The 24,711-nt window shown below is 74.7% G+C and carries 24 protein-coding genes; 11 read left to right on the top strand and 13 right to left on the bottom strand.

The genetic code is table 11. The annotated features are described in order from the left end of the window. The first annotated feature begins 244 nt into the window (after positions 1–244). The 3 genes from AB0N63_RS03225 to AB0N63_RS03215 all read left to right on the top strand — a co-directional run bounded on the left by AB0N63_RS03225 (position 245) and on the right by AB0N63_RS03215 (position 1,920). Entirely contained in the window at positions 245–571 is a 327-nt protein-coding gene (locus tag AB0N63_RS03225; protein WP_365523367.1) for a TraR/DksA C4-type zinc finger protein, read from the top strand. A 186-nt stretch (positions 572–757) separates the two neighbouring features. After that, positions 758–1,093: a TraR/DksA C4-type zinc finger protein gene (locus AB0N63_RS03220; RefSeq protein ID WP_365523808.1), complete on the top strand. Its 336-nt coding sequence runs from the start codon at positions 758–760 to the stop codon at positions 1,091–1,093. Next, complete coding sequence (locus AB0N63_RS03215) at positions 1,090–1,920, top strand: rod shape-determining protein (protein ID WP_365523363.1); 831 nt, start codon at positions 1,090–1,092, stop codon at positions 1,918–1,920. Before AB0N63_RS03220 ends, AB0N63_RS03215 begins: the two co-directional genes overlap by 4 nt. Before the next feature lie 150 nt (positions 1,921–2,070). Here the strand turns inward: AB0N63_RS03215 and AB0N63_RS03210 are convergent, their stop codons facing one another. Both AB0N63_RS03210 and AB0N63_RS03205 read right to left on the bottom strand, forming a co-directional pair. Then, positions 2,071–2,724 carry an HAD family hydrolase gene (locus AB0N63_RS03210; protein WP_365523361.1) on the bottom strand — a complete coding sequence of 218 codons (654 nt, stop codon included), beginning with the start codon at positions 2,722–2,724 and terminating at the stop codon, positions 2,071–2,073. Between the two features lie 66 nt (positions 2,725–2,790). Continuing rightward, positions 2,791–3,168: a DUF393 domain-containing protein gene (locus AB0N63_RS03205; RefSeq protein WP_365523358.1), complete on the bottom strand. Its 378-nt coding sequence runs from the start codon at positions 3,166–3,168 to the stop codon at positions 2,791–2,793. Between the two features lie 565 nt (positions 3,169–3,733). Between AB0N63_RS03205 and AB0N63_RS03200 the strand changes: the two genes are divergently transcribed. The 3 genes from AB0N63_RS03200 to AB0N63_RS03190 all read left to right on the top strand — a co-directional run bounded on the left by AB0N63_RS03200 (position 3,734) and on the right by AB0N63_RS03190 (position 11,171). Then, positions 3,734–5,809, top strand: coding sequence for a flotillin family protein (locus AB0N63_RS03200; RefSeq protein WP_365523355.1), 2,076 nt, complete (start codon positions 3,734–3,736; stop codon positions 5,807–5,809). 158 nt (positions 5,810–5,967) lie between these two features. Beyond that, complete coding sequence (locus AB0N63_RS03195; RefSeq protein ID WP_365523353.1) at positions 5,968–11,004, top strand: DNA repair ATPase; 5,037 nt, start codon at positions 5,968–5,970, stop codon at positions 11,002–11,004. Then, the gene (locus tag AB0N63_RS03190; RefSeq protein ID WP_365523350.1) at positions 11,001–11,171 is read left to right on the top strand and encodes a hypothetical protein; all 171 of its coding nucleotides are present in this window, start codon (positions 11,001–11,003) and stop codon (positions 11,169–11,171) included. Before AB0N63_RS03195 ends, AB0N63_RS03190 begins: the two co-directional genes overlap by 4 nt. A 57-nt stretch (positions 11,172–11,228) precedes the next feature. Here the strand turns inward: AB0N63_RS03190 and AB0N63_RS03185 are convergent, their stop codons facing one another. The 6 genes from AB0N63_RS03185 to AB0N63_RS03160 form a co-directional block, all read right to left on the bottom strand. Next, positions 11,229–12,212, bottom strand: a complete 984-nt coding sequence (locus AB0N63_RS03185; protein ID WP_365523348.1) for a phosphatase PAP2 family protein — start codon at positions 12,210–12,212, stop codon at positions 11,229–11,231. A 479-nt stretch (positions 12,213–12,691) separates the two neighbouring features. Next, positions 12,692–13,045, bottom strand: a complete 354-nt coding sequence (locus AB0N63_RS03180) for a MerR family transcriptional regulator (protein ID WP_365523345.1) — start codon at positions 13,043–13,045, stop codon at positions 12,692–12,694. A 210-nt stretch (positions 13,046–13,255) separates the two neighbouring features. Further along, the gene (locus AB0N63_RS03175; RefSeq protein ID WP_365523343.1) at positions 13,256–13,576 is read right to left on the bottom strand and encodes an SCO5918 family protein; all 321 of its coding nucleotides are present in this window, start codon (positions 13,574–13,576) and stop codon (positions 13,256–13,258) included. Positions 13,577–13,655: 79 nt separating this feature from the next. After that, a complete protein-coding gene (locus AB0N63_RS03170) occupies positions 13,656–13,949 on the bottom strand; it encodes a CBS domain-containing protein (protein ID WP_365523805.1) in 294 nt (97 codons plus the stop codon). Positions 13,950–14,315: 366 nt separating this feature from the next. Continuing rightward, a complete protein-coding gene (locus tag AB0N63_RS03165; protein ID WP_365523341.1) occupies positions 14,316–15,914 on the bottom strand; it encodes a DEAD/DEAH box helicase in 1,599 nt (532 codons plus the stop codon). Positions 15,915–16,195: 281 nt separating this feature from the next. Further along, positions 16,196–16,399 (bottom strand): cold-shock protein, encoded by a 204-nt coding sequence (locus AB0N63_RS03160; protein WP_009189702.1) that lies wholly within the window; start codon positions 16,397–16,399, stop codon positions 16,196–16,198. A 437-nt stretch (positions 16,400–16,836) separates the two neighbouring features. On the opposite strand from AB0N63_RS03160, the gene sigJ reads away from it, so the two are divergent. From sigJ to AB0N63_RS03140, 4 genes are all read left to right on the top strand, one after another. Continuing rightward, the gene (gene sigJ, locus AB0N63_RS03155; protein WP_365523338.1) at positions 16,837–17,781 is read left to right on the top strand and encodes an RNA polymerase sigma factor SigJ; all 945 of its coding nucleotides are present in this window, start codon (positions 16,837–16,839) and stop codon (positions 17,779–17,781) included. A 102-nt stretch (positions 17,782–17,883) separates the two neighbouring features. Then, positions 17,884–19,140 (top strand): FAD-dependent oxidoreductase, encoded by a 1,257-nt coding sequence (locus AB0N63_RS03150; protein WP_365523335.1) that lies wholly within the window; start codon positions 17,884–17,886, stop codon positions 19,138–19,140. 376 nt (positions 19,141–19,516) lie between these two features. Then, positions 19,517–20,089 carry a dihydrofolate reductase family protein gene (locus tag AB0N63_RS03145; protein WP_365523333.1) on the top strand — a complete coding sequence of 191 codons (573 nt, stop codon included), beginning with the start codon at positions 19,517–19,519 and terminating at the stop codon, positions 20,087–20,089. Positions 20,090–20,155: 66 nt separating this feature from the next. Beyond that, positions 20,156–20,374, top strand: a complete 219-nt coding sequence (locus AB0N63_RS03140) for a DUF4287 domain-containing protein (protein WP_365523331.1) — start codon at positions 20,156–20,158, stop codon at positions 20,372–20,374. Between the two features lie 34 nt (positions 20,375–20,408). On the opposite strand, the gene AB0N63_RS03135 is transcribed toward AB0N63_RS03140, so the two are convergent. The 5 genes from AB0N63_RS03135 to AB0N63_RS03115 form a co-directional block, all read right to left on the bottom strand. Further along, a complete protein-coding gene (locus AB0N63_RS03135; protein WP_365523328.1) occupies positions 20,409–21,035 on the bottom strand; it encodes an SUKH-4 family immunity protein in 627 nt (208 codons plus the stop codon). Between the two features lie 135 nt (positions 21,036–21,170). After that, a complete protein-coding gene (locus tag AB0N63_RS03130) occupies positions 21,171–21,620 on the bottom strand; it encodes a hypothetical protein (protein ID WP_365523322.1) in 450 nt (149 codons plus the stop codon). Continuing rightward, positions 21,604–22,101, bottom strand: a complete 498-nt coding sequence (locus AB0N63_RS03125; RefSeq protein WP_365523320.1) for an RNA polymerase sigma factor — start codon at positions 22,099–22,101, stop codon at positions 21,604–21,606. Before AB0N63_RS03125 ends, AB0N63_RS03130 begins: the two co-directional genes overlap by 17 nt. Before the next feature lie 68 nt (positions 22,102–22,169). Then, positions 22,170–22,802: a class F sortase gene (locus AB0N63_RS03120; protein ID WP_365523317.1), complete on the bottom strand. Its 633-nt coding sequence runs from the start codon at positions 22,800–22,802 to the stop codon at positions 22,170–22,172. A 3-nt stretch (positions 22,803–22,805) separates the two neighbouring features. Next, the gene (locus AB0N63_RS03115) at positions 22,806–23,234 is read right to left on the bottom strand and encodes a sortase-dependent protein (protein WP_365523314.1); all 429 of its coding nucleotides are present in this window, start codon (positions 23,232–23,234) and stop codon (positions 22,806–22,808) included. 745 nt (positions 23,235–23,979) lie between these two features. Between AB0N63_RS03115 and AB0N63_RS03110 the strand changes: the two genes are divergently transcribed. Then, complete coding sequence (locus AB0N63_RS03110; protein WP_365523311.1) at positions 23,980–24,636, top strand: PadR family transcriptional regulator; 657 nt, start codon at positions 23,980–23,982, stop codon at positions 24,634–24,636. Positions 24,637–24,711: the final 75 nt, after the last annotated feature.

The following is a 24,711-nucleotide window of genomic DNA, read 5'->3' as shown; positions in this document are numbered from 1 at the left end:
CTCCACTGTCGGGCATCGCGCACCCGGACGAGTCGCGGCCCCTGTCCGCCTTCGAGCCTGCCCCCCGCCGCGCGCCCGGTCGATGGGCTCCGGCCCCCATTTCACGGGCCACGGGCTACCCATGACCGTACGGAGTGCAGCGTGCGACCCCGCGCAAATGGGGCCTGGACCCGATGGGCTCACGCGGCCGCGGCGGCGAGGGTGGAGACATCGCAGAAGGTGCGCACCTACGGAAGGGACCGCCATGTCGCTCGACGCCGCTCGGACCGACTCCCGCCCCGAGCGTCTGACCGCTCACGAGGCCCGCCGGCGCCTCGAACACGCGCGCGGCACCCGGCTGGTCCAGCTGCGGGCGCTGACCGAGACCGGGCAGAGCGCGGACGACCATCTGATGTCGGCGCAGAAGGACGCGATCGAGCGGGTGCTCAAGGAGATCGACGCGGCGTTCGCCCGGATCGAGGACGGCACGTACGGGGTCTGCCTGGGCTGCGCCAAGCCGGTCCCGGCCGAGCGGCTGGAGATCCTGCCGTACACGGGCCACTGCGTGGCCTGCATGCGCCGTACGCCCTGACGGCCGCCCCCGACCGCCCCACGCCCTGCCCACGTCTTGCGCCTCCTGTCTCCGCTGCCCTGCCCGAGGGGTGAAACGGTGAACCACCAGACCATCGGCGACCGCGCCACGGACCCGACGACGGACCACACCACGCACCGCACGACGGACCGCGCGCCGCACCAGGCCCCGCACCGTGCGGCGCACCTGACGCCCGAGGACCTCGCCGCACTGCGCGAGAACCTGCACGAGCAGCGTCTGTTCCGCCAGGAGCAGTTGCAGCAGATCGCCGCCGCCGCGACCTCCCGTGCCGACGCCCTGCTCCAGCACCGGGCCGACGGGCAGGTGGAGGTCCGGGTCAAGCTGGCCGCCTCCGCTCGGATGGTCCTCGCCGACGTGGAGGCCGCCCTCGCCCGCCTGGACGACGGCAGCTACGGCGCCTGCCACCTGTGCCGTCGGCCCATCGCGCGCGAACGGCTGGAGATAGTGCCCCAGGCCCGGTACTGCGCCCGCTGCCAGCAGGTGAGGGAGGCCGGCCGGTGACCGTCGCCCCCGGCCCGCGCGCGTCGGCCGTCAGCGCCGTACGGCACCGGCCCTGGCCGCTGTGCCGGCACTGCTGCGGGATCGCCCTCGACATGGGCAGCGCCCGCACCCGCGCGTGGATCGCCGGGCGCGGTCTGGTCCTGGACGTGCCGACGGTGACGTTCCCCGGGGCGGGCGCGGTGTATCCGATCCAGCGCGGCGCGATCATCGACACGCCGGGCACCGCGCGGATGCTGGAGCGGCTGCTCGGCCACCGGCTGCCCCGCTTCACGCGTCCGCTGGTGGTGGTGACCGCTCCGGTGCTGGACGGGGTCGCCTACCGCGCCCGGGCCCGTACGGCGGTGGAGGTGCTGCGCCCGCGCAGTGTGCTGACCGTTCCCGGCGCGCGTGCCGTCGCCCTGGGCGCGGGGGCGGACCCGAGCCGGCCGCTGCTCGTGGTGGACATCGGCGCGCACCTGACCGAGGTGGTGCTGCTGGCGGACGGCGCGGTGGTCGACGCGCGCCGCACCGCGCTCGGCACCAGCGACCTGGACACCGCGTCGGCGGCCGACATCAGCGAGGCGGTGGCCGCGATGGTGACGGCGATGCTGCGGCAGGACCGTACGTCGCTCACCCTGGACGCCCTGCACCGCGGGGTGCTGCTGGCGGGCGGCGGCGCGCTGCGCCCGGAGATCACCTACCGCCTCACCGGCCGTCTGCACGCCCCGCTCAGGGCGGTGCCGGCCCCGCACACCGCGGCCGTACGAGGCGCAGCCACCCTTCTCCACTCGGCCCACACCCACCCGTCCACGGCGCCCCGCACTCCCCGCGACCGCCCCCCGTACTGACCCGAGCTCCGTCCACCACGGCTGCTTCGGCCACCGGCCCGGGCCCGGGCCCGGCGGCGTGGTGGAGGTGTTTTCCGATCCCGCGAACGCGCGCCCGTTCGCGGGACGACGTGGAGCGGCCGTTCCCGATGCTCCCCGGGACAGGTGCCGTCAGTGGGCCGCCAGCAGGGCGGGGAGGTCGCGCATGTCGTGGAAGACCGTGGTGCCCGGGCCCGCCAGGCGCTCCGGCGGGGTGAGGCCGCCGGCGTAGCCGAAGGCGTGCATGCCGGCCGCTCGGGCCGCCTCGACGCCCGGGCGGCTGTCCTCGACCACCACGCAGGCGGCGGGGGCCACCCCCATCCGCGCGGCCGCGTGGAGGAACAGGTCCGGGGCGGGCTTGCCGCGGGCGACCTCCGTGGAGCTGTGGATGCGGCCCGCGAAGCGCTCGTACAGGCCCGTACGGCCCAGGGTGTGCCGCATCTTCTCGTGGCTGCCGCTGGAGGCGACGCAGGTGGCGACGGTGAGGGCGTCCAGTGCCTCGGGCAGACCCTCCACCGGGGCCAGGTCCAGGTCCACGGCCTCGCGGTGCATCCGCTCGAACCGCTCGGACCACAGCGCCGCCGTCCGCTCGCCGAGCCGGGCGGCCACCTGCTCGCGGATGGCCGCGTGCGAGCGGCCGACGAACCGGTCCACGACCTCCGCCTCCGTGAGCGGCCAGCCCAGCTCCGCGCCGAGGGCGACCTGGACGCGCGCGGCGATGCGTTCGCTGTCCACGAGCACACCGTCGCAGTCGAATATGACGAGTTCGATCTCCGGCTTGGTCATCGCGGCAGCATAGGGCTTGCCCGGTCCCGTCCACTGCCGGTCCGCGCGGGGGGAAGCGGCGCGGAGTCAGGCGCGCGGGCGTACCGCGCAGGCCGCCGTCGAGCCGGGCAGGCGGTGGCGGTTGTCCGCGACGAGGCGGTACGCCGCGCGGGCCGCCCAGCGCAGGGGCGGCAGGCTGAGCAGCGCGCCGGCGACGGACCAGGGGGCGCCCGCGCTCAGCAGCGCCTTCGCGACGGCCTGCGCACCGCCGTGCACCTGTCCCGCCGGGGTCACCCACAGGGCCTCGTGCTCGGCCCGCTCCTGGGTCACGCCGTACGCGTCCAGGTCCAGGGACTGCCACGGGAGCGCGTCGCAGCGCGGGCGGACACGGCGTTCGGCGAAGGCCACCGAGGTCGTGCAGAAGCCGCAGTCGCCGTCGTAGATGAGGACCGGTCGGGTACGCATGCCCCCATCCTCCCGCACCCCGCGGGACCCGCCCCTAACCCCCGGCCGCGCCGATGCCCCGGTTCCGCTTCCTTGGTCGTTCACCGGCACCGAGACGCCTGTCGATACTGCCGGAAACCGGCAATGCACGGCTCCCCGCACCCCGGGCATCATGTCGTCCGGGGAGCACTACGGACGGTCTCCGGTGCCGGGCCCCGGCAGATGCCGGGTGTGCCGGCCGGAGGCCGCGCGGGGGAGAGGGGGACCGAAGCCGAAGCCACGGCCTCGCAGGCCGTGGACCGTGGGACGTCGATGAGCACCGTGGGCGACCGCACCGGACCGGCACCCGGATCGCGCCCGGAATCGGGCCGGGACCCGGATCGCGTACCGGGCCCTGAGCCGGGCCGGAGGCCGGATCGGAGCCGGGCCGAGGAGCGGGACCGAGCGGACCCTCGGCCGGGCCGGAGGCCGGATCAGGAACCGGACCGCCACCCCGGTCGTGTACGCCGACGAGCACCCCAGACCGAGGACCGGCGCCGCCCGCGCCGTCGCCCATCTCAGCCTCTGTACCGCAAGGACGTATGCCATGTATGTCTTCGGCGCGCTCGCCGCTGCCTGTCTGATAGTGGTTCTCCTTCTGCTGTTCCTCTTCTCCCGGCTCTACCGCAAGGTCGACCAGGGCAGGGCCCTGATCGTGTCCAAGACGCGCCGGGTCGACGTGTCCTTCACCGGGCAGGTCGTGCTGCCGGTGCTGCACAAGGCCGAGGTCATGGACATCTCGGTGAAGGCGATCGAGATCACCCGCTCCGGGCGCGACGGGCTCATCTGCCGGGACAACATCCGCGCCGACATCCGCATCTCGTTCTTCGTCAAGGTCAACAAGACCGCCGAGGACGTCATCAAGGTCGCCCAGGCCGTCGGCACCGCCCGCGCCAGCGACCAGGCCACCCTCCAGGCGCTGTTCCACGCGAAGTTCTCCGAGGCGCTGAAGACCGTCGGCAAGCAGATGGACTTCACCGACCTCTACACCAAGCGCGAGGAACTGCGTTACCAGATCATCGAGTTGATCGGCGTCGACCTCAACGGCTACCACCTCGAGGACGCGGCGATCGACTACCTGGAGCAGACGCCGCTCACCCAGCTCGACCCGGCCAACGTCCTCGACGCCCAGGGCATCCGCAAGATCACCGAGCTGACGGCGATCGAGCACGTGCGCACCAACGAGGCCCAGCGCACCGAGGAGAAGGAGATCACCCGGCAGAACGTCGACGCGCGCGAGGCCATCCTGGAGCTGGAGCGCCGGCAGGCGGACGCCGAGATCAAGCAGAAGCGGGAGATCGAGACGTCCCGCGCACGCGAGGAGGCCGAGACCGCCCGCGTGGTGGAGGAGGAGCGGCTGCGCGCGCAGAGCGCCTTCCTGCGCACCGAGGAGCAACTCGGCGTGCAGCGCGAGAACCAGGCCCGCGAGGTCGCCGTGGCCGCCAAGAACCGCGAGCGGGTCATCGCGGTGGAGAACGAGCGCATCGAGAAGGACCGGATGCTGGAGGTCATCGCCCGCGAGCGGGAGACCCAGCTGACGAAGATCTCCGCCGACAAGGAGGTCGAGGCGGAGAAGCGGGAGATCGCCGAGGTCGTGCGCGAGCGCGTCGCGGTGGACCGCACGGTCGCCGAGCAGGAGGAGTCCATCAAGAAGCTCCGCGCCGTGGAGGAGGCCGAGCGCGACCGGCAGTCGATCATCATCGCCGCCGAGGCCGAGGCGCAGGAGAAGCTGGTCAAGGACATCAAGGCCGCGGAGGCCGCCGAGCAGTCCGCCCGGCACCGTGCCGCCGAGGAACTCACCCTGGCCGAGGCGCGGCTGAAGACCGCCGACCTCGACGCACGGGCCAAGCTGCGGCTCGCCGAGGCCGTGCAGGCCGAGTCCGCCGCCGAGGGCCTGGCCGCCGTCCAGGTCCGCGACGCCGAGGCCGTGGTCATCGAGAAGACCGGTCGTGCCGAGGCCGAGGCCGCTCAGGCCCGGATGCTGGCGGAGGCCGAGGGCACCGAGGCGCGGTTGCGCGCGGAGGCCGAGGGCGCCCGGGCCAAGGCGATCGCCGAGGCCACCGCGATCGGCGAGAAGCTGAAGGCGGAGGCGGCTGGCCTGACCGAGAAGGCGGCGGCGATGGCCGCGCTGGACGAGGCCTCGCGCGGCCACGAGGAGTACCGCCTGCGGCTCCAGGCCGAGAAGGAGATCCGCCTGGCCGGGCTGGACGTGCAGCGGCAGGTCGCCGAGGCCCAGGCCACCGTCCTGGCGACGGGCCTGGAGAACGCCGACATCGACATCGTCGGCGGCGAGTCGGTCTTCTTCGACCGGCTGGTCTCCGCGATCTCCTTCGGCAAGGGCGTCGACGGCTTCGTGGAGCACTCCGGCACGGCCCAGGCGCTGGCCAAGCCCTACCTGGACGGTTCGGCGCACCTCGCCGACGACCTCGGCCGCATCCTCGGCTCGGTCTCCACGGCCGATGTGCAGAACCTGACGGTCTCCGCACTGCTGATGAAGCTGATGCAGAACGGCGGCGGCAACGCCGGGCAGTTCCAGCAGCTGCTGGACCGTGCGGGCGAACTCGGCCTCGCCGACACCCCGTTGACGTCGATCACCGCCCTCAACGGCGCCGCCCGGGTCTGACGGAAGCCTTGACGGCCTACGGGCCTGACGGCCTACGGGCCTGACGGCCGGGGCCCGGGGTCCCGGGTCCGGTGCGGCTGCCGCCACGGGGGGCGGCAGCCGCACCGGACTCCGGACCGGCGGTCCCCCCCACCTCCTCCCGAAGGGACGCACGATCCATGGCCACCGCGCTTCAGAGGGGTCCGTACGACGCCGTGGACAGCGGCACGTACGAGGTGCTGCGCGACCGGCTCACCGCCCAGGCCGCCGAACTCGCCCGCAGCGCGGAGGCGTTGAACACCCGCCGCGCGGCGGAGTTCGGCGCGGTCCGGCTCGACCTCACCGGAGCCGGCCGGCTGCGCACCGAGCACCCGTCCGTCCCGCGGGACGTCGTCGCCGTCGGCGGGCTGCTGCTGTTCGGGTTCAACGGCGTCCACGCCGGCGCGCGACCGGACGTCCGGGTCGGCGACGTCCTCGCCCTCTACGACCGCGACCAGAACCGGCTGCCCGAGGACGCCGTGCCGGGCCTGCTCGACGACCCCGCCTTCGTGCGGGAGTTCGCGGCCCTGCACCGCTACTACCGGCAGGCCAGGCTGCTGCGCCTGCACCTGCGCGAGGACCGGCTGCTGGCCGTCTTCCGCACCGGCGAGAAGGCCGACGACATCCGCGCGCTGCGCTGGGACCTCACCGCCGACGGCCGCGCCGTCTTCCTCGACGCGCGCGGCGACCGCGACCACGTCCTGCCGCCGGCCCACGACTTCGCCTGGACCGCGACCACCCGTGAGGACCACCGCCTCGGCCGCCACCCGCACGTCTCCGTCCAGGGCGAGGTCCACGTCTCCACCGTCGGCGGGACGCTCACCGTCAAGACGGAGGACGACACCGAGACCGGCGAGGGCGTCCACAGCGAACCGGTGGACGAGCCGCTCCAGGCGCTCGCCGACGCCGACATCGCGCACGCCCGCGTCGGCGCGCTGATCCTGCTCCGCGTCCGCCCCTACAAGGAGGACGCCGACCGCTACCTGGTCTTCAACACGCTCACCCGCACCGTCGTCCGCCTCGACGGCATCGGCCAGGGCTGCCGCCGCCTGCCCGAGGACCAGGGCGTCGTCTTCGCCGGCGGCTACTGCCTGGCGACGGGCGTGTACAAGACGTACGAACTCGACCCCAACGGGCTGGAGTTCGAACGGGAGGTGCGCTCGCCCTACGGCGAGGACGTGCTCTACGCCTTCCACGCGCGCACCGAGGGGCGCGGGCTGCTGCTGTCGTACAACACCATCCGCGAGGAGATCGCCACCCCGCTGGTCTGCCACGGGTGGGCGCTGTTCGAGGACGGGGCGCTGCTGGCGCTGCGCGCGGACCCCGCCGGGGCCGCCGCCGAACCGGCCCGCGTGCACCCGGTCCAGCTGTGGACCTCGCCGTACGCCTCCGACACCCATGCCGCCGCCACCACCGGCACCGGACCCCTCGCCCGCGTCGGCAACGCCGACCTGGTGCGCGGCATCTCCGACTGCCTGTCCATCAGCCGCGCCGTCACCGAGACCACGCCGACCATGGAGGTGTACGAGGCGCTGGCCGCCGCCTGCGTCCGCACCGCCGACACCCACCACTGGCTCGGCGACTGCGAGTTGGGCGACCTGCGCGCCCCGCTGGAGGCCGTACGCGGCACCGCCGAGCAGGTGCTGGCCGAGTTCCGTACCGTGCAGACGCTCACCCGGCAGGCCGCCGACGCCCTGGAGGAGGCCGCCGGACGGCTCGCCGCCGTGGTGCGCCGGCTGCGTGGCGAGGCCCCGCGCGGCGCCGCCGCCTGGGTCGGCGGACTCACCGAACTGCGCGCGGCGCAGGGCCACGTGCTGACCCTGAAGGAGCTGCGGTACGCCGACACCGCCCGCATCGACGACCTCGCCGCCCGGGCCGAGTCCGACCTCGCCGCCTTCGGCAAGCGCGCCGTCGCCCACCTCTCCCGCGAGGACGCCTTCGCCGAGCACCACACCGAGGTCGAGCAGCTCGTCGCCGACGCCGAGGCGATCGAGTCCGTGGCCGCCGCCGCACCGGTCGCCGCCCGCCTGGACGCACTGGCCGGCGCGCTGCGCACCGTCACCGAGGTGGTCGCCGGGCTCGACATCGGCGACGCCACCGTCCGCACCTCCGTGCTGGAGCGGATCGCCGAGGTGCTCGGCGGCGTCAACCGCGCTCGCGCCCTGCTCGGCGCCCGCCGCCGGGAGCTGGCCGACCGGGAGGGGCGGGCGGAGTTCGCCGCCGAGTTCGCGCTGCTCGGGCAGGCCGTCACCGGTGCCCTCGCCGCCGCCGACAGCCCCGAGACGTGCGACGAGCAGCTCTCCGGCGCGCTGGTGCGGCTGGAGAACCTCGAGTCCCGGTTCGCCGAGTTCGACGACTTCCTCGGCGAGCTGGCCGCCAAGCGCGCCGAGGTCCACGACGCCTTCTCCGCCCGCAAGCAGACCCTGCTGGACGCCCGCGCCCGCCGCGCCGAACAGCTCACGGCCGCCGCCGGGCGCATCCTCCAGACCGTCGCCCGGCGCGCGGCCACGCTCGCCGACGCCGACGCGGTCAGCACGTACTTCGCCTCCGACCCGATGGTCGCCAAGGTCCGCCGCACCGCCGACGAACTGCGCGAGCTCGGCGACCCGGTGCGGGCGGAGGAGCTGGACGGCCACCTCAAGGCCGCCCGCCAGGAGGCCGCCCGCGCCCTGCGCGACCGCACCGACCTGTACGCCGACGGCGGCCGCGCCGTCCGCCTGGGCGCCCACCGCTTCGCCGTCACCACCCACCCCCTCGACCTCACCCTCGTCCCGGACGGCGACGGCCTCGCCTTCGCGCTGACCGGCACCGACTACCGCGCCCCGGTCACCGACCCGTCGTTCACGGCGGCGGGCGCGCTGTGGGAGCGGACGCTGCCCTCGGAGTCCCCCGAGGTCTACCGCGCCGAGCACCTGGCGGCCCGCCTGCTGCGCGAGGTGGGGCCAAAGGCCCTGGCGGCGGCGGACGACCTGCCGGACCTGGTCCGCCGGGCCGCGCAGGAGGCCTACGACGAGGGCTACGAGCGGGGCGTCCACGACCACGACGCGACCGTCATCCTGACGGCGCTGCTGCCGCTGTACGAGCGGGCGGGCACGGAACGCCGCGAACCTGCGGCCCGCGCCGCGGCCCACCTCTTCTGGTCCCACGGCGCGACCCCGGCGGCCCGCGCCGCCTGGACCCGCCGGGCCACGTCCCTGTCCCGCGCCCGCGACACCTTCGGCCCGGGCACGGGCAACGCGATCGCCGCCCTGGAGGCCGAGCTGGCGGGGGCGATCGGGGAGTGGACGGTGCGGGCCGGGTTGCTCCCGGCGGCGCCGGAGAGTGCCTGGGCGGCGGTGTCCGGGACGGTTCCGGCGCCCGGCGGTGCGCCGGCCCCCGGCGGTCCCGCTGCCGGCGACCTCGCCGCTGCCGCCGCCGCGTACCTCTTCGAGGAGCTGACCTCCGGTCCCGACGGGTTCGTCGTCAGCGCCGCCGCCCGGACGCTGCTCGACAAGTTCCGCCGTACCGTGGGCGGTTCCGCCTACGACGAGGATCTCGCCGCGCTGGACGACCTCGCGGCGCGCCACCAGCTGGCCGCCGCCTGGCTCACGGCGTACGCGGACGCCACCGGCACCCCGCTGACCCCCGGCGACCTGGCCGAGGCGGTCGCCGTCGAGCTGTGCCCCGACCTGCCCCGCCACGACTCCGACCTCGTCCCGGTCACCGTCGCCGAGGGCCTGCTCGGCGCGCACCCGCGCATCACCGGCCGCGCCCTCCCGCTGCGGATCGACGAGTTCCTGGCCCGCACCCGCCGGTTCGCCGAGCACGAGGCGCCCGCCTTCCGCGCCCACCTCCAGCGGCGCACCGCCCTGGTCGCCGCCGAACGGACCCGGCTGCGCCTGGACGAGCACCGGCCGCGCTCCATGGCGTCCTTCGTGCGCAACCGCCTCGTCGACGAGGTCTACCTGCCGCTCGTCGGCGACAGCCTGGCCCGCCAGATCGGCACCGCCGGCGCGACCAAGCGCACCGACACCGGCGGCCTGCTGCTGCTCCTGTCCCCGCCCGGCTACGGCAAGACGACCCTGATGGAGTACGTCGCCGACCGCCTCGGCCTGATGATGGTGCGGGTCAGCGGCCCGGCCCTCGGCCACGCCGTCACCTCGCTCGACCCGGCCGAGGCCCCGAACGCCACCGCCCGCCAGGAGATCGAGAAGATCAACTTCGCGCTGGCGGCCGGCAACAACACCTTGCTCCACCTGGACGACATCCAGCACACCTCGCCGGAGCTCCTCCAGAAGTTCATCCCGCTGTGCGACGCCACCCGCCGCGTCGACGGCGTCCACGACGGCGCGCCCCGCACCTACGACCTGCGCGGCAAGCGCTTCGCGGTGTGCATGACCGGCAACCCCTACACCGAGTCCGGCGAGCGCTTCCGCGTCCCCGACATGCTCGCCAACCGTGCCGACGTGTGGAACCTCGGCGACGTCCTCACCGGCAAGGAGGACGCGTTCGCGCTGAGCTTCCTCGAGAACGCGCTCACCTCGAACCCGGTGCTCGCGCCGCTGGCCGGCCGCGACCGGGCGGACCTGGAGCTGCTGGTCCGGCTCGCCGAGGGCGACCCGGCGGCCCGCGCCGACCGCCTCACCCACCCCTACGCCCCCGCCGAGCTGGAGCAGATCACCGCCGTGCTGCGCCATCTGCTGGCCGCGCGGGAGACGGTCCTCGCGGTCAACGCCGCCTACATCGCCTCCGCCGCCCAGTCGGAGGAGACCCGCGGCGAGCCGCCGTTCCGCCTCCAGGGCTCGTACCGCACCATGAACCGGATCGCCCAGCGGGTCCGGCCCGTCATGAACGCCGCCGAACTGGCCGCCGTCCTGGACGACCACTTCACCGCCGAGGCCCAGACCCTCACCACCGGCGCCGAGGCCAACCTGCTGAAACTCGCCGAACTGCGCGGCACGCTCACGCCCGGGCAGGCCGAGCGGTGGGCCGCGCTGAAGTCCGCCCACGCCCGTGCGCAGGCCCTCGGCGGCCCCGCTGAGGACCCCCTCACCCGCGCCACCAACGCCCTCGCGCTGCTGGCCGACCGCATGGCCGCCATCGAGGCGGCGATCACCGGCGCGGCCGGCGCGGCCGGCGCGGCCGGTCCCGCCGGCCCGCGGGCGCCACGGCACGCGGGCGGGCGGGAGGGGCGGTGACGGCCGTGACGGCGCTGACCGCCGCGGTGACCGGGCTGGCGCCCTTCCTGGTGCCGCTGGCCTCCGCGACGCTGGTCGTGTCGGCCGGTACCTGGGTCATGGTCCGCCGGGACCGCCGGCTCAGGTCCCACCTGCCGCAGGACCGCCCGCCGTACGGCGACGACTGAGGCGACCGCCCGGCCGCGACGCGTGCGGCCCGCCGCTGCTCCGGGGTGCGTCCTGTCCTACTGCCACTCCGGGGCGTGCCCGGTGGTGGGCTGCGCGGCGGGTCGTCCGGTGGGGTGCTGCTCCACGGGGCGTCCGTGGCCCTGCCCGGCGGCGTGCTGCACGGAACGCCCGGAGGGGTCGCCGGCGGCCCGGTCCGGGAACCGCCCGGGGCCGGCGTACCCGGCCCCCGGGTTCACGGGCCGACCGGGGGCGGCGTACCCGGCCGCAGGGTCCACGGGGCGGCCGGAGGCGTATTCCGCGGCCGGGTCCACGGCATGTCCGGCGGCGTAGCCGGAGGCCGGGGCCGGGATGCGGCCGAGCTGCATCGTGCGGTCAGTGTCCTGTTCGGCGGTGCGCCCCGCGGCGTGCCGGGAGGGCGCCGCCGCGGTGAGCAGGGGGCGCAGCGCTCCGTCCCGCAGCCGCTGCACCAGCGGCTGGCAGAACCGGCGCGCGGCCAGCACCACGAGCAGCGACACCACGGTGCCGACCAGGGCGCCGACGCCCACGTCGTGCGGGTAGTGCGCGCCGACGTACACCCGCGAGGCGCCCATGACGACGGCGGCGAGCAGCGCGACCTGGCCCAGCCGCCGGTTGATCAGGAACAGCGCCGCCACGAAGGCGAAGGCGACGGTCGTGTGGTTGCTGGGGAAGGCGTAGTCGTCCACCGGCGGGCACGCCTCGATGAGGAAGTCGTGGGGCAGGGCCCGGCAGGGGCGCGGCTCCTGGAAGACGTCCTTGACCGCGGTGTTGGCGACGTACGCGATGATCACGGCGAACGGCGTGGCCAGCACCGCGGTCATCACCGCGTTCCCCTCCCGCCGCGCCCGCCACCAGGCGACGAGCAGGATCACCGCGAACACCCCCATGCCGACGGAGGAGTACGCCGCCGCCGCCCCGTTCAGCCAGTGCGTGTGGCGGGCGAAGTCGGTGACGTCGGTGTAGAGGCCGCCGTCGATGGACGCGCCGTCGAGCGCCAGCGCGGGCGGGGAGGAAGTCGTCATCAGGTGGATCTCCGGGGCCGGGTGCTCAGGTGCGGGAGCGGTGCGGGGACGCTCGGTGACACAGGGGTGGAATCCTCGTGAGGTCAGTCTGTCCCATGGGTGAACGTCTACGGGTGGGTAGACGGTAGCAGTGGGAGTTCCGGTTGCCGGGACCGGTGGGAGGAGACCGGGAACACAGACGGCGGCCCGCCGACGCGGCCGCGGCGCGGGTGGAGGCGGCCGCGCGGACGCCGACGACGGGCGTGATCGGAGGCGGCCGGGGTGATCGGATCGGCCGCCCTCACCCCCGAGGCCGGTTTCCCCTTCTCGGGACGACCGTTCCGCCTGCGGGAGCGGCCGGGGCCGCGACGGTCCCCGGGGCGGTGAGCGCCCGTCTCGGGCCGGGGCGGCGGGCGGCGGGGGCGCGAGGGGCGCCGCGGGAACGGCGTCCGCACCGGCCGCCTCGGCCAGCCGCCGCGCCCGACCGCGGGGACGGCTCCTCAGCCGTCGGAGGGTGAGGCGGAACCGTCGGCCGGGCGGCCCGCCGCGCGGCGGTACTCGGCGTTGATGCGCTGGGCTTCTTCCAGCTGGTCCTCGAGGATGATGATGCGGCAGGCCGCCTCGATCGGGGTGCCCTGGTCGACGAGTTCGCGGGCGCGGGCCGCGATGCGCAGCTGGTAGCGGGAGTACCGGCGGTGGCCGCCCTCGGAGCGGAGCGGAGTGATCAGGCGGGCCTCGCCGAGGGCGCGCAGGAAGCCCGGCGTGGTGCCGAGCATCTCGGCGGCCCGGCCGATCGTGTACGCCGGGTAGTCGTCGTCGTCCAGTCGATCGCTGAGCGGATTGCCTGCTGTCATGTCACCTCGTTGCCCCGACGCGTCACAGGGCCCCGGCGCCGTACGGCACCAGGGCCCCGAGGGAAATTCAACACCATGCGTCGGTGGCGCCGGGCGGGAGGCGGTCGGCGGGACCGTCCCGGGCCGGCAGGCCGGGACCTCACGGCCCCGGCGGCCCGGCAGCGGTGGACTTCACCGGCCCGCGTCCAAGGGCCTCGGCGGCCATCGGCCTCAGGCGTCCAGGGCGCTCGACCCGCCGAGAAGTTCCGACGCCGTCTGCAACGGGGTCGGCGCGGGCGCGGCGGCGGCCTCGGCGTCGGGGTGCGGGTGGCAGGTGAAGCCGAGGCGGGTCATGGCCCGGATGACCTCGCCGCCGCTGAAGTCGCGGCGGTCCTGCCGGGTGACGACCTCACCCACCTGCTTGACCGGGTAGCGGCGGCGGCCGATGGTCACGGACTCGGCGGTGACGGCCTCGGGCTTGACGCCCTTCATGGATTCCAGGACCCCGGCCTTGGTCAGCTCGAACGGGTACCGGGCGATGACACAGCGCATGGTGCCTCACAGGGGAGAGGGAAGGGAGCGGGTACTACGGGAAGGAAGTGGAGAGGGGACCTGCCGGGGCGGGAGCGGATCAGCAGGCGAGGGTGTCGGGCGGGGCGAGCGGTCCGCCGAGCACGTCGCGGAGCCGGACCTGGTCGGTGTACGTCGGGCAGTCGCGGTGCGAGGCGAGCTGGGCGCGGGTGACCGAGCCCGTGCACTCGTCGTCCCCGTCGCACAGGAGCAGGTACTCGACCCGGGCCCCGGACATGACGGACAGGGCCACCTCGACGGTCATGTCGTCGAGGACCCGCGGACCCCAGGTGTCCGGGCCACCCTCCGCAGCGGCCGGGGCGACGGGTGCGGGGTGGGTGCGGTGAGGCCGCATCCGGGCCGGCGCCGAGGGCGCGAGGGGCGACGGCGATGTCAGCGATGTCGGACGGACCGGGACTGCCAAGACTGCCTCCTGCGGATGTGATGGGTGGATTCCGCGGCCGCGGTCCTGCCGGCCGGTACGTCTCGTGCCGCCGTGGGTCCGCGGGACGGGGCGTGCCGTCGCGTCCCCGGCCGGTGCTCCTGGCCGTAGCCTCTCCGGCACGCCGCTTTCCGGCCGGGCGGCGCGCCCGGGACCGGCGACGACGGGAACGGCGCGCCCGCACCGGTCCCACCGCCCCATCGGCCTCACCGGCACCGGCCCGGCGCCTACCGGACCGAAGCGGTGCGGCGCCGGACCGGCGCCGCACCGCTCGCAGGGCTATGCGGCCGGGCTGATCCCGCCCTCCCGGCGCGGACCGCGCCGTGCCGCCGTGCCGGCGGACCGGTTGCGGCCGGCGCCGCCGCGGCGGCCACGGGACGACGACTGCCTGGCGCGCCGCTCGGGGCGTTCCGCGACCGGTTCCGCGATGGTCACCGGGACACCGGACGGCATCTGCGCGCCGGTGATGCGGCTCAGCTCGCTGTCGCCGCCCGACTGCACCGCCGTGACCCTCGGGCTGATGCCGGCCGAGGCCATCAGCCGGTTCATGGCGCGGCGCTGGTCGGGGGTGACCAGGGTGACCACGCTGCCGGACTCGCCGGCCCGGGCGGTGCGGCCGCCGCGGTGCAGGTAGTCCTTGTGGTCGGTGGGCGGATCGACGTTGACGACCAGGTCGAGGTTGTCGACGTGGATGCCGCGCGCAGCGACGTTGGTCGCCACCAGCACCGTCACCTGACCGGCCTTGAACTGGGTGAGGGTCCGGTTGCGCTGCGGCTGGGACTTGCCGCCGTGCAGGCCGGCCGCGCGGACACCGCTGTTCAGCAGGTGCTTGGTGAGCCGGTCCACCGCGTGCTTGGTGTCCAGGAACATGATCGTCCGGCCGTCGCGTGCCGCGATCTCGGTGGTCGTGCGGTGCTTGTCCGTGTCGTGCACATGGAGCACGTGGTGTTCCATCGTGGTGACCGCGCCCGCCGAGGGGTCGACGGAGTGGACCACCGGGTCGCTCAGGTAGCGGCGGACCAGCAGGTCGATGTTGCGGTCCAGGGTGGCGGAGAACAGCAGCCGCTGACCGTCCGGCCGCACCTGGTCGAGCAGCGCGGTGACCTGGGGCATGAAGCCCATGTCGGCCATCTGGTCGGCCTCGTCGAGGACGGTGACGGCGACCTGGTCCAGCCGGCAGTCGCCGCGGTCGATGAGGTCCTTGAGCCGTCCCGGCGTCGCGACGACGAGTTCCGCGCCCCCGCGCAGCGCACTGGCCTGCCGGCCGATGGACATGCCGCCGACCACGGTGGCCGCCCGCAGCCCCAGGGCACGGGCGTACGGGGTGAGCGCGTCGGTGACCTGCTGGGCCAGCTCGCGGGTGGGCACGAGGACGAGGGCGAGCGGCTGCCGGGGCTCGGCGCGCCGGCCCGCCGTACGGGCCAGGAGCGCGAGGCCGAAGGCGAGGGTCTTGCCGGACCCGGTGCGGCCGCGGCCGAGCACGTCACGGCCGGCCAGGGAGTTGGGCAGGGTGGCCGCCTGGATGGGGAACGGCTCGGTGACGCCCTCCCGTTCGAGGGCGGTCAGCAGCCGGGCGGGCAGGTCGAGTTCGGCGAACGTCTCGACGGCGGGCAGCGCGGGGGTGATGGTCTTCGGCAGCGCGAACTCACCCGACGCGGCGGCCGGCCGGCCGCCGGAACCCTGGGAACGGCGGGGGCGGCGCGAGGCGCCGGAGCGGTTGCCGCCACCGGAGCCGCCGGACCCGCCCGAGCCACCGGACCCGAAGCCGCCGGAACGGCTGCCGCCGGAGCCCCCCGAGCGGAAGCCGGAGCGGCCGGAGCCCCCGGAGTCGCCCGAGCCGGAGAAGGAGCGGGTGGAGCGTGCACGATGACGGTTCATACGGAGCCTTCCTTGATGCGACACGTATCCGCGACACGTATCAAGGAATTCCCGCAGCCGATCGAGCGGCGCTGAGAATCGCGAGAACGAGCCGAAGAGCGATGAGGCAGTGAAACGGCGAACGGTGGGAAAACGAACGACGTACGGTCGAATGACGAGAAGTGAAACAACGAGGCGACGGGCGGATATTTCCCGCACTTCCTCGGAAACGCAGCGAGCTGGGGCCCGCACCCCAAGGTGCGGGCCCCAGCTGCGAAAGTACGCGTCTGCGCCGGTGGGCGTCAGGCGGGGACGATGTTCTCGGCCGTCGGGCCCTTCTGGCCCTGACCGATGTCGAACGTCACCTTCTGGCCCTCGAGCAGCTCGCGGAAGCCCTGGGTGGCGATGTTCGAGTAGTGGGCGAAGACGTCGGGGCCGCCGCCGTCCTGCTCGATGAAGCCGAAGCCCTTTTCCGAGTTGAACCACTTCACGGTGCCGGTAGCCATAATTTTCTCCTTCGGGGCGGTGCTCGGAGTTCGCCCTGTGCGGACTCCGGTCGCCGAGATGATCAGCCCGTCGGAAAAACGTCCAGGCAACCACTACTGCAACTGGGAACGACACTAACACGTCCCCCGCGCCCGTGCGTGATGATTAATTACGCCGCGTCGCCCCGCCGGGGAATGTTCCTGGTGCGCCGTATTGATTCCTTACCTCGCGACCACAGATATTGCCCGGCCCGCGCCACAGTGTCGCCACGGTCCGGACCCGCCCCGGGGCCGCTCCCGGCGCTCTGACCTCCCCCTACGCCCGTGTCCCGGGCGGCGGAGCCCGGCCGCCGGCCGCACCGCCCCCGCCCCCGCACCGAGAGGAAGACCACACCGCCCGACCGGCCCACACGGCACGCCATGGTCCCCTCCACCCGACGGCGGTTAGGATCCGCCGCATGGTCCTGACCGCGCAGCACGTCGACCGGTTCGAGGCGTCCCGGCCCCGTCTGGAGGCCATCGCCTACCGTCTCCTCGGCTCCGCGAGCGAGGCGGAGGACGCGGTCCAGGAGGCGTTCCTGCGCTGGCAGGGCGCCGACCACGACCGTATCGAGGTCCCCGAGGCCTGGCTGACCAAGGTCCTCACCAACCTGTGCCTCAACCAGCTCACCTCCGCCCGCGCCCGGCGCGAGACGTACGTGGGCCAGTGGCTCCCGGAGCCGCTGCTCGCCGGCGATCCGATGCTCGGCCCCGCCGACACCGCCGAACAGCGCGAGTCGGTCTCGTACGCGGTCATGGCCGTACTGGAACGCCTCTCGCCCGGCGAGCGGGCGGTGTACGTGCTGCGGGAGGCGTTCGACTACCCGCACCGGGAGATCGCCGCGATCCTCGACATCAGCGAGGCCGCCAGCCAGCAGACCTTCCACCGCGCCAGGAAGCACGTCGCCGAGGGCCGGGCCCGTGCCGAGATCGACGAGGCCGCCGCCCGGCGGATCGTGGAGGAGTTCCTCGCGGCGGCCACCAGCGGCCGCACCGAACCCCTCGTACGGCTGCTCACCCAGGAGGCGATCGCCGTCGGCGACGGCGGCGGCAAGGTCCCGGCCCGCGCCAAGGCGTTCGAAGGCGCCCTCGCGGTCGCGAAGTTCATGCGGGGCCTGTTCAAGCCGAGCAAGGCCAAGCGGGCCCTGCTCGGCGGCGCGCCCGAGGTCTACGCGACGACCGCCAACGGCGACCCGGCCGTGGTCGCGGTCGTCGACGGCCGGGTCGTCGGCGTCATCTGCCTGGAGGTCACCCCCGAGGGCATCGCCGCGTTCCGCAGCCAGGTCAACCCCGACAAGCTCGACCGCGCGACCCGCCACTGGGCCGCGGCCGACCACGGGGAGCCCCTGCTCCGCGCCTTCTGACCCCTCCGCCCGTGCTGTGACGTGCTTCACACGGCACTCCTGTCAGGAAAGGGCGGGCCGCCCGGTTCAAGGGGCGAACCCGCTCAAGACAGGAGCCAGGAGATGCAGCAGCACCGGATCGTCGTCCTCGGAGCCGGATACACCGGAGCCATCGCCGCCGGCCGTCTCGCCAGGCGGCTGCGCCGCGACGACGTCTCCATCGTCCTCGTCAACGCCGAACCCGACTTCGTCGAGCGTGTCCGGCTGCACCAGCTCGCGGCCGGCCAGGACCTCAGGCCCCGGCCCCTCGCCGGGATGTTCGCGGGCACCGGAGTCGACCTGCGGATCGCGAAGGTCACCGCCGTCGACGCCGACCGCCGGACGGTCTCCGTCACCGGCCCCGCCGCCGCCCACGGACCGCGGACCGAGGAACTGCCGTACGACACCCTCGTCTACGCCCTCGGCAGCGGCGGGAACGACCACGGTGTCCCCGGCGCCGCCGAGCACGCCCACGACATCGCCGGCCGCCCCGGCGCGCTCCGGCTGCGCGAGCGTCTGGTCCGGCTGACCGCCGGGGAGCGGGTGCTCGTGGTCGGCGGCGGCCTCACCGGCGTGGAGGCCGCGACCGAGATCGCCGAGGCCCGCCCGGACCTGGCCGTCGCCCTGGCCGCGCGCGGCGGCCTCGGCGACTGGCTCTCGCCCAGGGGCCGCGCCCACCTGCGCGAGGTCTTCGCCGGCCTCGGCATCACGGCGTACGAGGACACCACCGTCACCGCCGTCGAGGCGGACCGCGTCGTCACCGCCGACGGGACCGTCCTGCCGGCCGCGGCCACCGTGTGGACCACCGGCTTCGCCGTCCACCCGATCGCGCGGGCCACGACCCTGGAGGTCTCCGCCACAGGGCAGATCGTCGTGGACGAGACCATGCGCTCGCTCTCGCACCCGCAGGTGTACGCCATCGGCGACGCGGCCCTCGCCACGGGCCCCGGCGACAAGCCGCTGCGGATGTCGTGCGCCTCGGGCGTCCCGGCCGCCTGGCAGGCCGCCGACGCCATCGCGGCCCGTCTGACCGGCCGCAAGGTCCCGAAGGTGCCGCTGCGCTACTTCAACCAGTGCGTCTCGCTCGGCCGCAAGGACGGCCTGATCCAGTACGTCACCGCCGACGACCGCGCCGTCCGCGCGGCCCTGACGGGCCGTCTCGCCGCCCGTTACAAGGAGCTGGTCTGCAAGGGCGCGGCCTGGGGCGTGGCCAACCCGACGAACGGCCTCCCGACCCGCCGCCGCCCGCTGACCGCACCCCGGCCGGCCCAACACGCCGGGCCGGCCGAACGCCCCCGGTCCGCCGAGGCGGCCCCGGCGGCGAAGACCCCGGCGGCCTGACCCGCCCCTCTCCGCGCCGTACGGCTCACCCGGTCCGAGAGCCGCAGGACGCGCCCCGCCGGGCGCCCCCGCCGCCCGGCCGCCGCACCGCTACCGCTGCGCGGGCCGCGTCCCGCCGTCGTACACGGTCCGGTGGTCCGGGCGGACCACGAGGGTCGCCTGTCGTCCTCGCGATACGGGGCGCGTCGGAGAGGTGCGCGTCGGAGAGGCGGACGGCCCGGGAAAAAAGCCGGACGGCGACCGATGATTCTCCGAAGGCGCCGCGGTCCTACCCATGACCGACACGCACCGCCCGCGACAGCACCGGCGGCGCACACCCACCGCCCCACCGGCCGACCCGCCCGGTGAGCGACCACGGAATGCCGAGGAACCCCGGATGCGCACCCTGATCAGCACCGCCTTCGTCTCGCTCGACGGCGTGGTGGAGGCCCCGGGCGGCGAGCCCGGCTACCGGAACTCCGGCTGGACGTTCAAGGAGGTCGACTTCCTCCCCGAGGCGTACGAGCTCAAGGGCCGGGAGCAGAAGGAGGCCACGGCGATGCTGCTCGGCAGAGTCAGCTACGAGGCGTTCAGCCGAGTCTGGCCGGACATGGAGGAGTTCGCGGACTACAAGGCGATGCCCAAGCACGTGGTCTCCACCACCCTCACCGAGGACGACCTGGCGCCGGACTGGGGCGAGACCACGATCCTGCGCTCCCTGGACGACGTGGCCGCCCTGAAGGAGACGGACGGCGGCCCGGTCATCGTCCACGGCAGCGCCGCCCTGACCCGCTCCCTCGCGGACGCCGGCCTGATCGACCGCTACCACCTCCTCGTCTTCCCCCTCCTCCTCGGCGCCGGAAAACGCCTGTTCAGCACCACGGACAAGCCCGCCCAGAAGCTGAGGCTGACGGAACACGAGACGTACGCGAACGGCATCCAGAAGATGGTCTTCGACACCCTCCGCTGAGCGCGGCCCCCCGAGCCCGCTGAACCCCTCCGCACCCCTTCAAACCCCGCACCGGAAAGGCCCCCCATGTCCACCACCCCCGCCCCCAAGGGCCCGGCCAGCTACTTCCCCTCCATCGAGAAGAAGTACGGCCGCCCCATCGAGGAATGGAAGACCCTGATCCGCGCCGCCCCGCTGACCAAGCACAGGGAACTGGTCACCTGGCTCAAGACGGAACACGCGATGGGCCACGGCCACGCCAACGCCCTGGTCGCCCACACGCTGGCGGAGACGAAGGGGGAGTGAACGCGCGCTGTGCGTGGGCGGCGCCGACGGGCGTTCACCCGTACAGCGAGCGGGCTCCGGGGCTGTCGCCCGGGAAGCGCTGGCCCGTGGTGATCTCATCGGCCACCACCGACCAGACGGTCTCCTCGTCCCGGAAGGGGAGCGGGTCCACACGGCCGGTCTCCTCGCGGATGCGCTCGACCTCGCCCTCCAGCCGCTCGAAGTCGGCGTCCTCGTCGCCGCCGAAGGCGAACTCCTCCAGCAGGAGCTGGAACCGGAAGGCGAGCCGGACGAGGGAGGAGACGTCCGTGTGGAGTTCCCGCACGGTCTCCTCGCCGGGATCGAGGGCGTACACCCTGCCGGACGCGGGGGCGAGGACGAGGTGCGCGTTGAGCAGCCAGCCGATGACCGGCCAGTCTCCGACGCCTTCTGCGGCGCCCTCGATGTCCTCGAAGCCCTCCAGGTCCTCGGCGGAGACGACGTCCCGGACGAGGGGCAGCAGACCGTCGTCCTCGTCGGGCTGACGCAGCAGGACGGTCCCGGTGGGAACGCCGGCGGTCCGCAGCAGCCGAGCGCCCTCGGTGTCCGCGGCGGCGGGCGGGAAGGCGCCGGCGGGCACGGTCGCGACCCGGTCCGCGCCGAAGGCGCCGACGAGTTCGCCTCGGGTGACGTCGAAAAGCACGGCAGGAACTCCGAACTCCGCGACGCCCTGGGCGCCGTGGGACTCTCAGTGGGTGGGACGCCCGACCCTAGCGTCGCGGATCGAGCCGCTCCCGGCGACCACCGGCCCGAAGCCGGCGCCCCGCCGGAACCACGGTCACCGAGGCCCGCCGCCCCGACCGGCAGCGGAGTCACGGAGCGCCGGCCGGGCCGCCGTCGGCACCGTCCGCTCCGCGGTGCCGTCTCCCACCCGGGGCGTGGGAGCGGACGGGGTGGCCTGCGCGGACGGTGCGGCGGGGGTCTGGGAGGGCGGCGACGGGGGCGTGGGCGCGGGGGTCGGCGCGGCGGCGGTCTTCGGCGGCGCCAGCGGGGGCAGGGGCGTCGGGCGGGGCGTGGCCGTGGTGGGCCACAGCAGGGCCGCGGCGGCGATCACGACGGTGGTCGCGCCGCCCGCGGCCGCCGCGCGCAGCCCGCGCCGCCGGGCCGCGCGCCGGCGGATCCCCTCGAAGGTGCCGGGCGGCGGCGTCAGCATCGGGGGCTCCTGGCGCAGCAGCGCGGCCAGTTCCTCGTCGCCGTCCTCGTCCCAGGGCTCAACGGATGTGATCAAGTCGTCCTCCCAGGCGGGCGCGCAGGTACTCGCGGGCGGCGTGCAGATCGGCCTTGACGGTGCCCTCTCTTCGCTCCGTCAACTGGGCGATCCTGCGGATCGGCAGGTCGGCGTAGTAGTACAACAGGACGACGGTACGCAGCCGTTCGGGCAGTGACTGCACCAGCAGCCGCACCGGGACCGAAGTCTCGGCGCCCTCCTGCGGGCGGGCGAGGGCGGCCTCGGTGCCGGCGCGCCGCACCGCCCGGCGTTCGCGTTCCAGCTTGCGCCAGTGGTCGCGCACCAGGTTGGCCGCGGTGACGTAGAGGAAGCCGCGGGGCTCCTCCACGGCGGTCCAGCGCGTCCACAGGCGGGTGAACGCCTCGGACGCTATCTCGTGGGCGGTGCCGTCGTCGTCCACCAGACGACGGCACCAGCCGGCGAGACGGGGATACAGATCGGCGAACAGTTCGGCGGCTGCCCTGTCCTTGGACCGGCTCAACTCTCTCCAAGCGGCGGGATGACGGTGGGGGGCGGGGGCGCGGGACGGGCGGGCGTCCGGAGCCCGGATCACGCCGTAGGCGGTGCGGCGGCCAGGTGCGCGAACACGATCACGTTGTCGCGGTAGCCGTCGCCGCTCCGCGGGCCGCCACAGGTGATGAGGCGCAACTCCGGGCGGCCGGTGTCGCCGTAGACCTCACGGGTGGGGAAACGGTCCTTGGCGACGGTACGCACCGCGTCCACCGTGAAGACCGGCGTGGTCCCGTCCCGGAGCCGGACGACGACGCGCGCCCCCGGCCGCAGCCGCGACAGCCGCAGGAAGACGCCGTCCCCGTACCGGCCGACGGTCACATGTCCGAGGAGCACCGACGGTCCGGGCTGCCCCGGTGCGGGGGAGCCGCGGTACCAGCCGGCCGGGGAGTGCGCCCGCACCGGCGGGACCTCGACCGTCCGGTCGGGGGCCAGGCCGAGCTGCATGAGCGGGGTGTCGACCCCGATGTCCGGAATGCGCAGGCGTACCGGTGCCGACCGGGCGAGCGGGGTGGGCGCGGCCTCGGGGGAGACGCCCGGCGGTTCCACGGCCGCCGTGCCCGCCGCCGGGGGCGCGGCCACGGAGGAGGCCTGGCAGCCGGTGACCGCACCGGCCGTCAGGCAGACGGTGGCGATGACCGCGGACAGCGCGGTCGTCCGGTACGCCCGCACGGGTCAGCCCTGGGCCTTGTTCCTGCGGCGCAGCACCAGGGTGCCCGCACCGAGGGCCAGCACCACGGCACCGGCCGCCGCGGTCGCCTCCACCGTCCCGGAGCTCTCCGCCGCCCCGGTCGGGACGCCGGTGTCCGGGGCGCCCGAGGGCACCACACTGACCTGGCCCCGGCTCCCGCCGCCCACCGCGGTCTGGGCCGGTACGGGCCTGGGGGTGGCGGAGCGGGCTCCGGTCCGGGCGCCGGACGCTTCGGTGGGGCTCGCCGCGCCGGCCGACGGTGCGGGGGTGGCGGCGGAACCGCCGCTCGCGGCACCGGCCGACGGCACCGGGGCGGGGGTGGACGCGCCGCTGTCGGCGAGAGCCGTCCCGGCTCCGGCGGTGGCCAGCGCCACAGCGCAGCCGAGGGCGGCGAAGAAGGACCGTGCACGCATGAGGAGTCTCCCTCGATCGGCCCGGCTGCCCCGTCACGGGGCGCCGGGCGGCTTTCCGGTGCGGAATCGGGAGGAGAGACGACGCGGCCCGGCACGGGGTTGTAAAGAGATGGCAAAGGGATGGGATGGGAGGGGTGCTCACCGAGTCGGCGGCACCTTCTCCTCCCTGGCCGGAGCGGGAGCGGGAGGTGTGCTCGGCCGTCCCCCGGCAAGCTTGGCGTCGCCTTCCTCCGGACCCGCCGGACCCGCCCGTCCGGCGGTCCCCGAGCCGTCGGGGCCGCGCGACGCGCCCGCGCCCGGCGACTCTGCCGCCCTCGGGGACGCCGGCGGGGGAGGGCCGGGAGCGGCCCGGCCGACCGGCCCCGGTTCGGCGTCCTCCACGAGCCCGGTGAAGTCCGCTCGTACTGCAACGGCAACAGAGGAGGAGCCCACCGAGCAGTCGGACGAGGGGGCGATGCGGTACTCAAGACGGACGCCCCGGCCGCCGTAGAGCTTGCCCGCGGAGCAGTCGGCGGCCGCTCACGGGACCGGCACCGAGGCCCCCCTCGGCACCTCCGACCGGCGGATTCCCGTGTTCACACTGGGCGTGGGGCCGGCTCTGACGGGCCCCGGCATCGGCTTCCTCCGGGTGCGGATGCGCCGCCGCCGAGCGGCTCGCGACGGCCCGGGTCCCCCTTGAGTCGGACCTCCGGCGTCCGCCTCAGGACGCTTGTCCACGCGGACTACTCGCTATTGCATACTCGGTATGTCCATCCGCCACGGGCTTCTCGCCCTCCTCGAACGCGGCCCGCGCTACGGCTCACAGCTCCGTACGGAGTTCGAGTTCCGCACCGGCTCCACCTGGCCGCTCAACGTGGGTCAGGTCTACACGACGCTCAGCCGGCTCGAACGCGACGGCATGGTCGTGCAGGACGGTGAGGACGAGGCCGGTCACCTGCTCTACGCGATCACCGACAGCGGTCGCGTCGAACTGCGCAGCTGGTTCGAGCACCCCGTCGACCGCACCAGCCCGGCCCGTGACGAGCTGGCCATCAAGCTGGCCATGGCCGTCGGGGCGCCAGGGGTCGACATCCGTGACGTCATCCAGTCCCAGCGCCGCCACACCGTGAAGGCCATGCAGGACTACACCCGGCTGAAGGTGCAGGCCCTCACCGCCGTGGAGAAGAACGGGGACCGGGAGCGGGACGACATCGCCTGGTGCCTCGTCCTGGAGCAGCTGATCTTCCAGACCGAGGCTGAGGCGCGCTGGCTCGACCACTGCGAGTCCCGGCTGATCCGTCTCTCGTCGACCGCCCGGGTGGCGGGGCCGGAGACGGCTTCGCCGGGGGCGGTAGCGGGAGCGGCGGGGACGGGGGCGCGGGCGGCGGCCGGGGCGAAGGAGGCCGCACGCCACCGCCCGTGACGTCCGACCTTCACGACCGGTCCTGAGCGCCCGAACGACCGGCCTCACAGGGCCGACCGAGTCCACCGGCTCGAC

Origin of the sequence: Streptomyces sp. NPDC093260, from assembly GCF_040683715.1 — a bacterium.
Classification (GTDB): Bacteria; Actinomycetota; Actinomycetes; order Streptomycetales; family Streptomycetaceae; genus Streptomyces; species Streptomyces sennicomposti.
Note: the sequence above shows the minus strand (reverse complement) of the source record. Positions and strands in the feature narration are given on the sequence as shown.

Bases quoted from the DNA above. Each gene is read 5' to 3' on its own strand.
- AB0N63_RS03195 (WP_365523353.1), top strand. From the start codon at position 5,968: ATGGCCACCGCGCTTCAGAGGGGTCCGTACGACGCCGTGGACAGCGGC.
- AB0N63_RS03145 (WP_365523333.1), top strand. From the start codon at position 19,517: ATGCGCACCCTGATCAGCACCGCCTTCGTCTCGCTCGACGGCGTGGTG.
- AB0N63_RS03225 (WP_365523367.1), top strand. From the start codon at position 245: ATGTCGCTCGACGCCGCTCGGACCGACTCCCGCCCCGAGCGTCTGACC.
- AB0N63_RS03160 (WP_009189702.1), bottom strand. From the start codon at position 16,399: ATGGCTACCGGCACCGTGAAGTGGTTCAACTCGGAAAAGGGCTTCGGC.
- AB0N63_RS03200 (WP_365523355.1), top strand. From the start codon at position 3,734: ATGTATGTCTTCGGCGCGCTCGCCGCTGCCTGTCTGATAGTGGTTCTC.
- AB0N63_RS03115 (WP_365523314.1), bottom strand. From the start codon at position 23,234: ATGCGTGCACGGTCCTTCTTCGCCGCCCTCGGCTGCGCTGTGGCGCTG.
- AB0N63_RS03205 (WP_365523358.1), bottom strand. From the start codon at position 3,168: ATGCGTACCCGACCGGTCCTCATCTACGACGGCGACTGCGGCTTCTGC.
- AB0N63_RS03210 (WP_365523361.1), bottom strand. From the start codon at position 2,724: ATGACCAAGCCGGAGATCGAACTCGTCATATTCGACTGCGACGGTGTG.
- AB0N63_RS03175 (WP_365523343.1), bottom strand. From the start codon at position 13,576: ATGCGCTGTGTCATCGCCCGGTACCCGTTCGAGCTGACCAAGGCCGGG.
- sigJ (WP_365523338.1), top strand. From the start codon at position 16,837: ATGGTCCTGACCGCGCAGCACGTCGACCGGTTCGAGGCGTCCCGGCCC.
- AB0N63_RS03140 (WP_365523331.1), top strand. From the start codon at position 20,156: ATGTCCACCACCCCCGCCCCCAAGGGCCCGGCCAGCTACTTCCCCTCC.
- AB0N63_RS03165 (WP_365523341.1), bottom strand. From the start codon at position 15,914: ATGAACCGTCATCGTGCACGCTCCACCCGCTCCTTCTCCGGCTCGGGC.
- AB0N63_RS03180 (WP_365523345.1), bottom strand. From the start codon at position 13,045: ATGACAGCAGGCAATCCGCTCAGCGATCGACTGGACGACGACGACTAC.
- AB0N63_RS03170 (WP_365523805.1), bottom strand. From the start codon at position 13,949: ATGCGGCCTCACCGCACCCACCCCGCACCCGTCGCCCCGGCCGCTGCG.
- AB0N63_RS03110 (WP_365523311.1), top strand. From the start codon at position 23,980: ATGTCCATCCGCCACGGGCTTCTCGCCCTCCTCGAACGCGGCCCGCGC.
- AB0N63_RS03150 (WP_365523335.1), top strand. From the start codon at position 17,884: ATGCAGCAGCACCGGATCGTCGTCCTCGGAGCCGGATACACCGGAGCC.
- AB0N63_RS03185 (WP_365523348.1), bottom strand. From the start codon at position 12,212: ATGACGACTTCCTCCCCGCCCGCGCTGGCGCTCGACGGCGCGTCCATC.